The sequence below is a fragment of the Xanthobacter autotrophicus ATCC 700552 genome (genome assembly GCF_043194565.1).
Taxonomy (GTDB): Bacteria; Pseudomonadota; Alphaproteobacteria; order Rhizobiales; family Xanthobacteraceae; genus Xanthobacter; species Xanthobacter autotrophicus_F.
On sequence record NZ_JBAFVS010000037.1, the window covers coordinates 1 to 13,220 of the forward strand.

At 64.3% G+C, this 13,220-nt stretch carries 11 protein-coding genes; 8 read left to right on the plus strand and 3 right to left on the minus strand.

Annotated features, from left to right (window positions below; translation table 11 throughout):
- The first annotated feature begins 185 nt into the window (after positions 1–185).
- The 8 genes from parA to V5F48_RS23440 all read left to right on the plus strand — a co-directional run bounded on the left by parA (position 186) and on the right by V5F48_RS23440 (position 7,390).
- Positions 186–839, plus strand: coding sequence for a ParA family partition ATPase (gene parA / locus V5F48_RS23405; protein WP_394260434.1), 654 nt, complete (start codon positions 186–188; stop codon positions 837–839).
- The gene (locus V5F48_RS23410) at positions 836–1,090 is read left to right on the plus strand and encodes a hypothetical protein (protein WP_394260435.1); all 255 of its coding nucleotides are present in this window, start codon (positions 836–838) and stop codon (positions 1,088–1,090) included. Before parA ends, V5F48_RS23410 begins: the two co-directional genes overlap by 4 nt.
- Complete coding sequence (locus V5F48_RS23415) at positions 1,087–1,608, plus strand: DUF2840 domain-containing protein (RefSeq protein WP_394260436.1); 522 nt, start codon at positions 1,087–1,089, stop codon at positions 1,606–1,608. The genes V5F48_RS23410 and V5F48_RS23415 overlap by 4 nt, the downstream gene beginning before the upstream one ends.
- A complete protein-coding gene (traF, locus tag V5F48_RS23420; protein WP_394260437.1) occupies positions 1,605–2,150 on the plus strand; it encodes a conjugative transfer signal peptidase TraF in 546 nt (181 codons plus the stop codon). The genes V5F48_RS23415 and traF overlap by 4 nt, the downstream gene beginning before the upstream one ends.
- Positions 2,151–2,192: 42 nt before the next feature.
- Positions 2,193–2,969, plus strand: a complete 777-nt coding sequence (locus V5F48_RS23425) for a lytic transglycosylase domain-containing protein (RefSeq protein ID WP_394260438.1) — start codon at positions 2,193–2,195, stop codon at positions 2,967–2,969.
- A gap of 243 nt (positions 2,970–3,212) precedes the next feature.
- Entirely contained in the window at positions 3,213–4,952 is a 1,740-nt protein-coding gene (locus tag V5F48_RS23430; RefSeq protein ID WP_394260439.1) for a relaxase/mobilization nuclease domain-containing protein, read from the plus strand.
- A 24-nt stretch (positions 4,953–4,976) separates the two neighbouring features.
- Entirely contained in the window at positions 4,977–6,956 is a 1,980-nt protein-coding gene (locus V5F48_RS23435) for a conjugal transfer protein TraG (RefSeq protein ID WP_394260440.1), read from the plus strand.
- Between the two features lie 5 nt (positions 6,957–6,961).
- The gene (locus V5F48_RS23440) at positions 6,962–7,390 is read left to right on the plus strand and encodes a CopG family transcriptional regulator (RefSeq protein WP_394260457.1); all 429 of its coding nucleotides are present in this window, start codon (positions 6,962–6,964) and stop codon (positions 7,388–7,390) included.
- Between the two features lie 138 nt (positions 7,391–7,528).
- Here V5F48_RS23440 and V5F48_RS23445 read toward each other — a convergent pair whose 3' ends face one another.
- The 3 genes from V5F48_RS23445 to V5F48_RS23455 all read right to left on the minus strand — a co-directional run bounded on the left by V5F48_RS23445 (position 7,529) and on the right by V5F48_RS23455 (position 13,206).
- The gene (locus tag V5F48_RS23445) at positions 7,529–8,869 is read right to left on the minus strand and encodes an IS1182 family transposase (protein WP_394260441.1); all 1,341 of its coding nucleotides are present in this window, start codon (positions 8,867–8,869) and stop codon (positions 7,529–7,531) included.
- A gap of 262 nt (positions 8,870–9,131) precedes the next feature.
- Positions 9,132–10,334, minus strand: a complete 1,203-nt coding sequence (locus V5F48_RS23450) for an AlbA family DNA-binding domain-containing protein (RefSeq protein ID WP_394260442.1) — start codon at positions 10,332–10,334, stop codon at positions 9,132–9,134.
- Between the two features lie 571 nt (positions 10,335–10,905).
- A complete protein-coding gene (locus tag V5F48_RS23455) occupies positions 10,906–13,206 on the minus strand; it encodes an nSTAND3 domain-containing NTPase (RefSeq protein WP_394260443.1) in 2,301 nt (766 codons plus the stop codon).
- Positions 13,207–13,220: the final 14 nt, after the last annotated feature.

The window sequence follows — 13,220 nt, forward strand, 5'->3', positions numbered from 1 at the left end:
ATAGACTCTAACCTTAAAAGGCGCGCGGGCGATGTGGACAATCGCACTCAGCCGGCCCGAAAACCTGCCCATCTGCGCACCTCTAAGGATGAAGGTCTTCCGTCTTGCCGTAAAGACGGATTTCAGGCTCCAGATCCTCTCTCCGCACCCGAGATGATGCCTGCCGACACCTCGGGAGATCCCCGATGATCGTCGCGCTGCTCAATCAGAAGGGTGGTGTCGGCAAGACGACGCTAGCCTTGCACCTCGCCGGTGCGTGGGCGAGCCGCGGTCAGCGCGTCACGCTCATCGATGCGGATCCGCAGGGCTCGGCCCTCGACTGGTCGCAGCAGCGCAGCCGCGAAGGGCTGCCGCGCCTGTTCGGCGTCGTCGGCCTCGCCCGAGACACGCTGCATCGGGAAGCCCCCGAGCTGGCGCGGGATGCCGACCATGTGGTCATCGACGGGCCTCCCCGTGTCGCCGCCCTCATGCGCTCCGCGCTGCTCGCCGCCGACCTGGTGCTGATCCCCGTGCAGCCCTCGCCCCTCGACGGCTGGGCCTCCGCCGAGATGCTGGCCCTCCTCAGCGAGGCTCGCATCTACCGGCCGGAGCTTGCTGCGCGGTTCGTGCTGAACCGCTGCGGTGCCCGCACCGTGCTCGCCCGCGAGACGGCCGAAACGCTGGCGGATCACGATCCGCCCGTGCTCGCGACCACCATTGGCCAGCGCGTCGCCTTCGCCATGTCGGCGCAGTCCGGGCGGCTCGTCAGCGAGCTCGACGCGGACGGGCCGGCGACGCGGGAGATTGCGGCGCTGGCGGCGGAGATCGCCGGTCTCGCCGGTCCGGGACGCCTGCCATGAGCGCGCCACCGATCCGCAAGGGCTTCGCCGCGCGGCCGGCCAATCCGGAGCGGTGGATCAAGGCTGCCGAGGCCAAGCCGGCAGGTGATGGCTCATCCGGCGCCTTCACAGCGCGGCTCACCATCGACATCACGCCCGACCTTCGCGCGCGCATCAAGATCGCCGCCTTCAGTCGCGGCCAGACCGTCGCAGACATGCTCCGCGATCTCCTCGCCCGCGAGTTTCCCCCAACCCCAGGAGATGCGTCATGACCGGCACTTCCGTGCCCTCTGTTGTTATCGCTCTTGTGCCGACCGTGCCGCTCGTCGACACGCTGACTCACGTCGAACTGACCTGGATCGAGAAGCGGATCGAGAACTGGATCCGCTTCGGCCGCCCAGCTCATGCGCAGATCCTCGATCGCAGTCGGCGCATCGTCTCATTCGCGCCGGGTAGCATCTTTGCCTTCGTACGTTGGGCGTCGAACGACTTCGGCACCGTGGTCTCGCGCATCGACGTCGTGCGCGCCGTCGCGCCGGGTGAAGCCTACCAGACGCTGCCTTTCGTGCGTCCCGGCGGGGAAATCCTGCTGCGCGCCGATGGCTGGCCGAAGGTCGAGAAGGTGCTCCATCACATGGATGCCGTCGAGGCCATCGGCGTCAACGGCGCGGATGTCGCCCCCGACCACTGGCGGCACGTCCACAACCGCCTGATCGCCGGCCACATGCCCCGCACCTACACGCCGGAGCGCCATCATGCATGGCTCAAGCGGCGGGAGTGCGAAGAATGACCCGCTTCGGCACTGTGATGGTCACCTATTTCTCGGTGATGGGGGTGGCGACCGCCGCGCTCGTTCCGACACCGCTCAAGCTGGTGTGGAACGTCTCCGCCAGCGCGCCCATCGGGCTCTATGCCATCGAGCCGGCGCGCCGGCTGGAGGTCACCGACCTCCTCGCCATCAAGCCGCCGGCAGCGCTCGCCCGCTTCCTGGTGGAGCGTGGCTATGTGGGCGCCGGCGTGCCGCTGATGAAACGGGTGGCAGCGCTTCCCGGACAGGAGGTCTGCCGCACAAACCGCACCATCACCGTCGATGGCGTGGCCTATGGGGAGGCGTTAGAGCGCGACCGTATGGGCCGTCCACTGCCGGTCTGGCACGGATGCCGTCGCATCGCCCAAGGCGAGCTCTTCCTCATGAACTTCGACGTGCCGGACAGCCTCGACGGACGGTACTTCGGACCACTGTCGGCGAGCACTGTGATCGGGCGCGCCATGCCGATCTACACCGATGAAGCCGGCGACGGCCACTTCGTCTGGCGCGCGCCGACACGCTGAGCGCAGTCCCACCTCAACCATCATCAGCTTCGCGAGGCCGCCATGCTGCGGACCGGATTGATTTTGCCCGATTTGCGCTCGCTGCTGCGAGTGCGCGCCAGCCATCGAGCCGCTGTCCTCATCGTCCTTTCCGGGGTGCTCTTAGGCTCCTCGACGACTGTCCCCGCGGCAGAGGTGCAGGCGGCCCGGAACGCTCGACCCGCCGTCGATCGCTACGCCGATTTCATTGCGGAAGCGGCGGAGCGCTTCGACATTCCCTCCGTCTGGATCCGTGGCGTGATGCGCAAGGAAAGCGACGGCGACGCGCGCTCGACCTCGTCCAAAGGCGCAATGGGGCTGATGCAGATCATGCCCCAGACCTGGACCGAACTGCGCATCCATTACGGTCTTGGCGACGATCCCTACGATCCCCACGACAACATCATGGCCGGGGCCGCCTATCTGCGGGAGCTGTTCGATCGCTTCGGCAATCCCGGCTTCCTCGCCGCCTACAATGCGGGGCCGGGCCGCTACGAGACCTCCCGCAAGGGGCGTGCCCTGCCACCGGAGACGCGCGCCTATGTCGACAAGCTGGTGCCAGAGATCGCCCGCGGCGAGGCCGCGACGTCCGCACTGAAGTCGGCCGCTCCGCCGGCGGTCGAGACGCCGTCCTGGGCTCAAGCAGCCCTCTTTGCGGTGCAGCCGTTCCGCGCTTCGGCTGCAGATCCGGCGCCACACGATCGTGCCCAGCCGACGCCCGACTTACGGGATGTCTCAGCGATTGCTCCGCGCGCGGAAGGCCTCTTCGTGGCTCTTGGTGGCTCGGGAGGCGTGCAATGACCACGACCGGGCTCATTCGCACCTCGTCGGGTTTTCTGCCGTTCAAGCGAAGGACGGGGCGGAAGGACTGGGAAACCACCGACCGATGGCGAGATAAAAGGGCGCAAGGTGCGCTTCGGTCGGGCGGTTGTTTTTGCAGGTGGATTTTCAGCCAAACGCACATTGTCCCGCTGATCGACAACGTGCGTCGAACGCTCAAGCCATTGACTAAATTCGCCTTCTCGCACCTTGCGGGGGCGCGTCATGGCCGATGAGCGTGAATTCCGCGTCCGGCCCGGCCGCATCCGCTCGACCCGCGCGCAGCGAGCTCGCCCCTTCATCGCCCAGGCCCTCGCGGCGGCCCAGAAGGCCGGCGGCCACGTCTCCCGATCCGGTCGCCTCACCTCCGGCAAGCGCTCCCACTTCGGCCGCGGGCGGACGGCGAGCATCCAGGCCAACCGCCTGCTCACGGGTCGCTCGCGCGTCGTCGTCATCAAGATCCGCGTGGTGCGCCACACCGCCCGTGCCACACCGCTGACCGCGCACTTGTCCTATCTGCGCCGGGAAGGCGTGACCCGGGGCGGAGAGAAGGCCCGCCTGTTCGGGCCGGGCGCCGAGGAGGGGGACGGCCGCGCCTTCGCGGAGCGATGCGCCGACGATCGGCATCATTTCCGCTTCATCGTCTCGCCCGAGGATGCTGCAGACATGGCGGACCTCCGGTCCTTTGCCCGCGACCTCATGGGCCAGATGGAGAAGGACCTCGGCACGAAGCTCGACTGGGTCGGTGTTGACCACTGGAACACCGACAATCCCCACCTGCACATTCTGGTGCGAGGCCGGACCGACGATGGCCAGGACCTGGTCATCTCCCGCGACTACATCAAGGAGGGCATGCGTGCCCGCGCGCAGGATCTCCTGACCCAGGAACTGGGGCCGCGTACCGACCTCGACATCCACCGCGCCGTCGAGCGGCAGGTGGAGGCGGAGGGCTGGACACAGCTCGACCGCCAGCTGGTTCGCGATCAGCGCGAACCCGGCATCATCGACGTGGCACGCGATGCGAATGGCGGGCCGGACGCCTTCCTCCCTCTGAAGGTCGGCCGGCTGCGCAAACTCGAGGCCCTCGGGCTCGCCGATGAGATCGGCCCCGGCCAGTGGGTGATCGACGAGAAGGCCGAGGCGGCGCTACGCGCCCTTGGCGAACGCGGCGACATCATCAAGCGGATGCACCGCGCCCTCACGGCACAGGGGATCGAGCGCGGAACAGCGAGCTATGTGCTCGCGGGCGAGAGCCTGGACGCGCCCATCGTTGGCCGCCTCATTGATCGCGGCCTTGATGACGAGCTGAAGGGCTCAGCCTATGCCGTGGTGGACGGCGTCGACGGGCGCACCCACCACATCCGGCTGCCCGACCTCAATGCAGCCGGCGATGGCTCTCCCGGTTCCATCGTCGAGCTGCGGAGGTTCGAGGACGGGCGGGGCCAGCCCCGTATTGCACTGGCGGTCCGCTCCGATCTCGACATCGATCGACAGGTCACGGCCTCGGGCGCCACTTGGCTCGACCGGCAAGCGCTCAGTCGCACACCGGTGCCCTTGTCGGAGGGCGGCTTCGGCGCCGAGGTGAGCGATGCCACGGAGCGTCGCGCCGACCATCTGGTCCGGGAGGGTCTGGCCGAGCGCCAAGGCCGGCGCGTTACCTTCTCCCGGGACCTGATCGAGACATTGCGCAAACGGGAGGTGGACGCTCTGGGCGAGAGGATCGCTGTCGAGAGCGGCTTGCGGTTCCGGCGGTCTGCAAACGGAGAGTATGTCTCCGGCAACTACCGCCAGCGCTTCGCCCTCGCCTCGGGTCGTTTCGCGATGATCGATGATGGCTTGGGCTTCCAGCTCGTGCCGTGGACACCCTCCGTGGAGAAGCAGCTCGGCAAGCACGTCTCCGGCGTCGCCCGCGCCGACGGTGGCATTGATTGGTCCTTTGGCCGCAAACGGGGCCTCGGTCTCTAACCCCACACATCAATGGAGCGCCGCATGTCCGCGACCAAGATCCTCTGGGGCCAGATCCTCTTGGTTCTCGCCATCGTGCTCGCAACCACGTGGGGCGCCACGCAGTTCGTGGCGTGGCGGCTGGGCTTCCAGGAGCAGCTCGGCCCGCCCTGGTTCCTGCTGGGACCCTGGCCGGTCTATCCCCCGTCGGCCTTCTTTTGGTGGTGGTACTTCTACGACGCTTATGCGCCGGCCATCTTCACCGAGGGGGCGATCATCGCCGCCTCGGGTGGCTTCCTGTCCATCGCCGCCGCCATCGGCCTCTCGGTCTGGCGGGCGCGGGAAGCAAGGCGCGTCGAGACCTATGGCTCCGCGCGCTGGGCCGAGCCGGAGGAGATCCGCGCGGCCGGGCTGCTCGGTCCCGACGGCGTGGTGCTGGGGCGCCACGGAGGGGACTATCTGCGCCATGATGGACCCGAGCACGTCCTGTGCTTCGCGCCCACTCGCTCCGGTAAAGGCGTTGGCCTCGTCGTGCCCTCGCTCCTCACCTGGCCTGGCTCGGCCATCGTCCATGACATCAAGGGCGAGAATTGGCAGCTCACCGCCGGCTTCCGCGCCCGGCACGGGCGCGTGCTGCTGTTCGATCCCACCAATGTGCGCTCCTCCGCCTACAATCCCCTGCTGGAGGTCCGCCGCGGGGAATGGGAGGTCCGGGACGTCCAGAACATTGCCGACATTCTGGTGGACCCGGAGGGCTCGCTGGAAAAGCGGAACCACTGGGAGAAGACCAGCCATGCGCTCCTCGTAGGCGCCATCCTCCACGTGCTCTATGCCGAGCGGGACAAGACCCTGGCCGGTGTCGCCGCCTTCCTCTCCGATCCCCGGCGGCCCATCGAGACGACGCTCGCCGCCATGATGACAACGGCGCATCTGGGGGAAGCAGGTCCCCATCCCGTCATCGCCAGCGCGGCCCGCGAGCTTCTGAACAAGTCTGAGAACGAACGCTCCGGCGTGCTCTCCACCGCCATGTCCTTCCTCGGGCTCTATCGCGATCCCGTGGTGGCCGAGGTGACCCGGCGCTGCGACTGGCGCATCGCTGATCTGGTGGCAGGTGCCCGGCCGACGACGCTCTACCTTGTCGTGCCGCCGTCCGACATCAACCGCACCAAGCCGCTGATCCGCCTGATCCTCAACCAGGTGGGGCGCCGGCTCACCGAGGACCTGAAAGCTAAAGCCGGCCGTCACCGGCTTCTCCTCATGCTGGACGAGTTCCCGGCGCTTGGACGGCTCGACTTCTTCGAGAGCGCGCTCGCCTTCATGGCGGGCTACGGGCTCAAGAGCTTCCTCATCGCCCAGTCCCTGAACCAGATCGAGAAGGCCTACGGGCCGAACAACTCCATCCTCGACAACTGCCATGTGCGGGTGAGCTTCGCCACCAATGACGAGCGCACCGCCAAGCGTGTCTCCGACGCCCTCGGCACCGCCACCGAGATGAAGGCCATGAAGAACTACGCTGGCCACCGGCTATCGCCCTGGCTCGGTCATCTCATGGTCTCGCGCTCGGAGACGGCGCGCCCGCTCCTGACACCCGGCGAGGTGATGCAGCTTCCGCCCGCCGACGAGATCGTCATGGTGGCCGGCACGCCGCCGATCCGGGCGAAGAAGGCGCGGTACTACGACGATGAGCGGTTCAGGGAGCGAGTTCTGCATCCGCCGGAGCTCCAGGCCCCTCGCGATCGCCAGCCCGACGACTGGACAGTGCTCCCGTTGCCAGTGCCGTCACAGCTCAACCTGATGGTCGAGGAGACCGATGATGAGGACACCACGGGTTCGGAGCAACGGCGCCAGCCGGAGCTGGCGCGGGTGGAGACGGTGGAGGTGCTGCAACAAGTGCGGAATGAGTTCGAGATCGATCCGGTCGACGAGACCGACGATGACGTGGCCCGGACCAGTCGCATGAACAGAGTCATGCAAGGCGTCGCGCGTCAGGTTTCGCTCGATCCCAATGACGGTATGGAGCTGTGACGGCGATGGCCCCACGCAAGAAGAAAGCGCAGATCTCGGTCTATCTCGATCCGACGACGATGGGGCTTCTGGCCGATTATGCCGCGCGGCGCGACCAGCCTCAGTCCCTGATCGCCGAAGCCGCCATCGCATCCTTCCTGTCGCCCGACGCGGCCGAGCAGCGGGAGGCTGCCGTCGCCAAACGCCTCGATCAATTGGACCGACGGATGGCCCGGCTGGAGCGCGATCTCAGCATCTCTGTCGAGACGCTGGCCGTGTTCGTGAGGTTCTGGCTGTCGACCACGCCGGCGTTGCCGGAGCCGGCGGCCCAGGCAACGCGGGCAAAGGCGGGGGAGCGGTATGAGGTGTTTGTCGCGGCGCTGGGCCGGCGGCTCGCGAAGGGGCCGAGGCTGGCGCAGGAGATCGCCGAGGAGGGCGGTGCTGCCAAAGCCTGAGAAAGAGGCTCTCGCGCCATGAGCAGAAGTTCGCTGCGGCTGCGACGAACGGCCGGTTTGGGGCCGATACCGTTGAAAAAGTCGGCCATTTGAGCGCAGCCGCCGCGTGGCGGGTTTGGTCGATCGAGGCTCGCCCTCTCATGCGGGCCTGATCTGCGGCCCGTTCGGAAGGAGCTTGGCGAGCTTCCTGAGGTTCTGGGCTGCCGCGGCGAGGTGAAACTCGTCTCTGGCGCCGTTCGGTCCGCGTAATCGCAGCCGATCGAGCTTCAGGATGCGCTTGAGATGGGCGAAGAGCATCTCGACCTTCTTCCGCTCGCGCCTTGAGGTGACATATGCGTCGGTCTGCGCGATGTCCCTGGCCATGTCGCGGGCGCCCTCGTGGATCGAGCGCAGGATCTTGCGGGCCGGCGTGTTTGGGCAGCACTGCGGCTTCAGCGAGCAGGCGTCGCAATCGAACTTGCTGGCGCGGTAGCGCATGAAGCCTTCGGGATCGACACCCTCGCGGTCGATGCTGAAGGGGCGGCGATACTGGTGGAGCTCCTTCCCGCCCGGGCAGGTGTAGAGATCGCGGGCGTGGTCATAGGCGAAGTCGGAGCGGCTGAAGGTGCCGTCGCTGCGCTGGGATTTGTCGAAGACTGGGATATGCGGCTCGATCCCGCGCTCATGCACCAGCCAGGCGAGGTTCTCGGCCGAGCCGTAGGCACTGTCGGCGGCGAGCCTTGCCGGCCAGAGACCGAAGCGTTCCTGCGTCCGGTCGAGCATGGTGCGGGCGACGATGACGGCGTGGTCGAGGTCGATGAGATAGTTGGTGGCATAGGCGAAGAAGGCATGACCCTTCAGGGCTCCGGTCCATTGCGCCGCCGGATCGGAGCGCGAGAGGAACTTCGGCTTCGCCTCGCTGGCCGCGCCCCAAGCGGCTTCATCCAGCGTGTCGAGATACTCGCGCACCGATCGACGCGTCCGGGCGAGATCGTCCCAATCGACCGGCTCGGAGGCTTTTGCCGACCGCTGCTTGTTGGCGTCGGCCTTGATCAGGCTGGCATCGACCGCGAAGCCTTCGCCGCCGACCAGCCCTTCCGCGATGCAACGCCGGACGGTCGCCTCGAACAGCTCGCGCAGGAGATCGCTCTCGCGGAAGCGGCCATGGCGGTTCTTCGAGAAGGTGGAATGGTCGGGCACACGGCCCTCCAACCCGAGCCTGCAGAACCAGCGATAGGCGAGGTTCAGATGAACCTCCTCGCACAGGCGGCGCTCGGAGCGGATGCCAAAGCAGTAGCCAATGAGGAGCATCCGGATCATCAGTTCCGGATCGATGGAGGGCCGTCCCATCGCGCTGTAGAACGGGCGCAGATGCGCGCGGATATCTGAGAGGTCGACAAACCGGTCGATGGCGCGGACCCAATGATCGGCCGGAACATGCCGCTCCAGGCTAAACTCGTCGAACAGCGCCTCCTGCGCCACCTGCCGCTCGCCCATCATCGCGCCGCCCTCCGCCAAGACGACTGAATCAGGACTTCACCAACTCAGCAATGCCGACTTTTTCAACGGTATCGGGCCGGGAACGGACCGGCCGGTTTCGGCTGCCGCTGTGGATATAGCCGCCGTTCTGCAGCCGACCCCATTGCGGTCATTAGATGCCGGCCGGATCTATGTCAGCTTTCTGGCCAAAGCAGTCTCCCTTCAGCCTCGGAGCCCGGTCCGAAGGAGGTGCCCAATCAAAGCCCATCCCAGTGTGCTGGGCCTACCAAAAGAGGGAGTATGGGTTCGCCGCCTTCCACTTGGCGACATCGTTGTAACGCTCGCACCCGATAAAACCGAACGCGTTCCAAAGTGCGGTCAGTGTCGGCTTCATCACGTCGATGACGTCGACAGCAAAGTCATCGATATATGTCTCCGGCAGCGCCACGATTTCGCGGCCTAGTGGCAAAGTCTCGTTCCACCTCATTCCGGAATTGTCGACATAGCGATACACAACCTCGGTGGCATTGCAGATGGCGAGGAAGACATAGACGGGCGTTCCGAGATCATAGGCTTTCAGAACATCGAGATACTGACGGATCCGCGAAACGACCACGTTGGTCAGATCCCTCATAATAAAGCGTGAACTCACGCTATCGTCACTTCGCAGCTCGCCAACACCTTCGATTGCCCCATTTCTAAAGAACTGGGCATAGGCGCCGCCGGTTTGGCCGGGAGATGTCACCGCATGCGAAAGATACCCGTCGAGGTTGACCTTCCAGGCCGTGCCAAAGTTGACGATATCGAGCGGGACGGGGGAATGCGTTCCGCCCGCCACTCGCGTCACGAGATCTGCCATTCTACCATCTGTGAACGACGGCACAGGAACGACGTGGAGCACAAGCTTGCCGACGCGAGTGAGATTGCCCGGCGTTTCCCCAGCGGCGATCTTGACTAGGCGGTCGGTATGAAAGGCACGGATTCGGTCCAGTATCACGGGTGTATCGAGGAAAAGGTGCCGGAGCTGGTCGACGTTCGGCTCGTATTTCTGCGTGCCCCCGCGCGCGAAGAATCTGTTGCTGTTCTGTGCTATCATTCGATGGGGTGCGCTGAAGCTGCGGGGAACCCGTATGACGAAGACCGCCCCACCGTTCACGGGGACGGCGCGAATCCGCAGGCTGGTCAATCGCGGCTCAAGACCGGTTCGGGCCATGTCTTCCAGACGCCGGCTTTCGTCATCGGCATTGCCGGTGAAGGGGACAATCGCTGTCGCAACGCCGCCCGCTTCATCGAGCCCAATGATGAGGTCGCCACCCAGGGTATTAGCGAACGCCGAAACGTCCGCGAGGAATTCGCGCTTGTCCGCATCCGCTTTTCCATAGGTGTCCCGCTTGAAGTCCAGGGTGGTGGACTCTGGAATAGCGCCGTCGATCAAAGCGACAAAGTCTGACTCGGCAATGCTGTCGATAGGGACGTCAATTGACATATCGAGAGGATACCGCCGCCCCGACGCAATTCAAAGAATAAATCCGTACCGCCCATGGGAGGGATTGCCCGTGAAGATGGTCAGCGCGACCTAGCCGGTAACACTGGCGGGGGGGCTGGTTTTCAATGACAACAACCTGACTGTCAGGGCATGGCGTTTGATGGGAGAGGTGTAGAACTTCCCCTTAAGATCACTTCCTTGGAGCGCAATGTCGTCGGCTCCTTTGGGCTCAAATCAAGCCAGCAGCGGTGAACCCAGCATCACAAAACCCGGATGGGGAAGCTCGCCCCCCTGGCCGTATTCGAGGAGACCGATAGTGACGGCGGCATGGTCACCCGTCGCCTTGTAGATCATAGACGCCTTCGTTGGACGGAACGAGTGAGTGTCATATTCCTCTTGGAGTAGGCCTATCGCGGTGACCGACTCGTCGACTTGGCTAGCATACTGGCTCGTGCTCACGTGGTGCGCGTGGCGCCGCAATCGCGGCGACATAGGACCTGACCGTGCGCCACGGGGTGCGGGGACGCCCAGTTCATCAGAATTATCGGCAGAGCTGACAGCAAACGGACGATCAGCTCCGGTCCCCGCGAAGGGAACCGAACATGTCTGACACGCTCCGCTCGCTGGCGCGCTCATCACGCCATCGCTCCTTATATTCGTCCTGCATGTGGTCGGCATAGGCGTCCTCATGCTCCTCGAATTCCGTTTTTGCCTCTTCCACTCTTGTCAATAACGACGACACATCGACGCCGAGCTGGTCGCGAAAGAGTTCAAGATCCTCAACGAGACCTTCAAATTGATCACGCGAGCGGCATTCGCGCAGCTCGTCCTGAAACGTTCCTCTGCAATACGCGTCGAACGCTGCGCGCGCGGCCGAGAGTGCTGAATCGGTATCGGCTTCGGAGGTGCCGATCACACCGATCAGCTCGCGCAACTCGTCAGAGCGGCAACCATCTTGAACAGCTTCAAGCAGAGCAACTTTGATCGCCGTCGTCATGGCATCCAAAATGACGGGATCGACCAAGTGAGTGCCTTCGAGTGAGCGAAGAGCGTCAACCCCGCCGTTAATGTCGGGCCGCTCGGTGATCCATTCCTGTTGGAGACGCGCGAAAAGCTGCGCGATGAGGGACGCGATCGAGGGCGACGCAAGCCGATCTGCCACGTCGATGATGACCGTCAGTCGCCGTTCGAATGTCGGTCCTCGGTAACCGACCGCGCCCTTACCCATATCGATGCGACGTGCTTCGGACATGCAGTGCGCGAGCGAGGCTGCAATCGGACCATCATTGTGCCGAAAAGCGTCCAGGACGGCGCCGCTGCTCTGCGCTTTCGCAAAGGACCACACGTGTTCGATCTGACCGAAGTTGTGAGCTGCGGCCACCACGTCGATCGCGTTCTCCGGGATTCGGCGGACAATTGCGTTCAAGAGGTCGAGAACGGACGGGTCGATGACCTCAACACCGTGTGTACCGAACGGCTTAATGAAAGTGCCTGCGATCTCTCGTAGTCCCGACCTGAAGTCCTCCGGTCGGGTGGCGAACCCGTAACGCCTGGCGCGATGCTCGTGCAGTTTGATGAAGGCCGGCTTCAGCGCGACCCCGGCTGCCTTGCCGCCCATGGAGAAGAGAACCAGCAACATGGACCGGCCGGCGTCGGTGACTTCCTGTTCGTAGGCATGACGCCAGATTTCGGAAGGATCACGCAACAGATTGTCGATGAAGGTGCGATAGTCGTTGACGGCGATGTTGCGGAGCCTGCGGAAGCTAGACAACCATTCAATCAAACGCGGATTGAATTTTTCGTGCTTTATGATGCGAAGATAATAGTCGCCCCGAAGAAGCTCATCCTGGTACTCTGCCGGCAGGTCGCTGAAATACAGGTGATTGTAGAGGATACGGGCTTTCTGCGCGAAGGAGTAGTCCGGCATTCGCAGGTAGATCTTCAGATCGTCGATGTCAGAGCGGCGCAACCTCTCCGACCTGTCCATCGCAAGCGAGTAGATGTGTTCGCGTGTCGTGAGAACCATTCTCGCCGTTGGTGTCGAGCGCACCATCGCGATGAATTCGAGAAGGGCTTTGTCGCTGGCGCCCGTCACCGCGGACGACCTATCGCTGAGGAAGGTCGCTCCCATGAAGTCATCAAAATAGAAAATCTGTGGGGTTCCGGGCTGAAATAGGGCGAGCCCTTCTTCAATGTCACGCTGTATCACGACGGCCTGAAAGCCGCGCGCAAGATGTTCATAGAGCAAAAGGTTGGCCAACGTCGTTTTGCCGACGCCGGGCGGCCCTGCCACCACGACGACGCGCTGTTCGTTGATCATCCTCTGCGCTTGTGGGTACGCGCCACTTTGAACGTAGCGTCGGGCTTCGTCGTGAACCTGACGGGCCTTGAATTCGCTTCGCGTGACCGACGCGTTGTGCAGAACGCGGTCTAGAACGGCGCGGCTCGCGAGCCATAGCTTGTAATGCTTGCCTTCGATCTCGGGGCGCTGACCGAGTAGATTGTTCAGGCCTTCCCGACCGATAACGTCGCTAGGCGTCAGCACGTCGGCTCCAATAAGTGCGACGATCGCATCCTTGTTGACGGCCGATAGCGGAACCGACGTGACCAGAACATAGCGGGTCGGTTTAAGGCGCCGGACCTTCGCTGCTTCTTTGTCCAACTCCCTCATCAGACCCGCAAGCCCGGTTCTGACGAAGTGCTTCACCTGAACGATTATCTTGCCGGTGCCGGCGGCGTATCGCAGATCAATTCCGCCGTCCTTGCCGGTCTTGAAGCTTTCGATCGTGACACACCAATGCGCTTGCAGCAGATCGCGCGCAAGGATCTCCAGGTCGTCTGGGGAAAGTTGGTGAAAGTCGTAGTCGGCCATGGTCTCGTAAGGCC

Coding starts and splice junctions, on each gene's coding strand:
- parA (WP_394260434.1), top strand. CDS start 186: ATGATCGTCGCGCTGCTCAATCAGAAGGGTGGTGTCGGCAAGACGACG.
- V5F48_RS23410 (WP_394260435.1), top strand. CDS start 836: ATGAGCGCGCCACCGATCCGCAAGGGCTTCGCCGCGCGGCCGGCCAAT.
- V5F48_RS23415 (WP_394260436.1), top strand. CDS start 1,087: ATGACCGGCACTTCCGTGCCCTCTGTTGTTATCGCTCTTGTGCCGACC.
- traF (WP_394260437.1), top strand. CDS start 1,605: ATGACCCGCTTCGGCACTGTGATGGTCACCTATTTCTCGGTGATGGGG.
- V5F48_RS23425 (WP_394260438.1), top strand. CDS start 2,193: ATGCTGCGGACCGGATTGATTTTGCCCGATTTGCGCTCGCTGCTGCGA.
- V5F48_RS23430 (WP_394260439.1), top strand. CDS start 3,213: ATGGCCGATGAGCGTGAATTCCGCGTCCGGCCCGGCCGCATCCGCTCG.
- V5F48_RS23435 (WP_394260440.1), top strand. CDS start 4,977: ATGTCCGCGACCAAGATCCTCTGGGGCCAGATCCTCTTGGTTCTCGCC.
- V5F48_RS23440 (WP_394260457.1), top strand. CDS start 6,962: ATGGCCCCACGCAAGAAGAAAGCGCAGATCTCGGTCTATCTCGATCCG.
- V5F48_RS23445 (WP_394260441.1), bottom strand. CDS start 8,869: ATGATGGGCGAGCGGCAGGTGGCGCAGGAGGCGCTGTTCGACGAGTTT.
- V5F48_RS23450 (WP_394260442.1), bottom strand. CDS start 10,334: ATGTCAATTGACGTCCCTATCGACAGCATTGCCGAGTCAGACTTTGTC.
- V5F48_RS23455 (WP_394260443.1), bottom strand. CDS start 13,206: ATGGCCGACTACGACTTTCACCAACTTTCCCCAGACGACCTGGAGATC.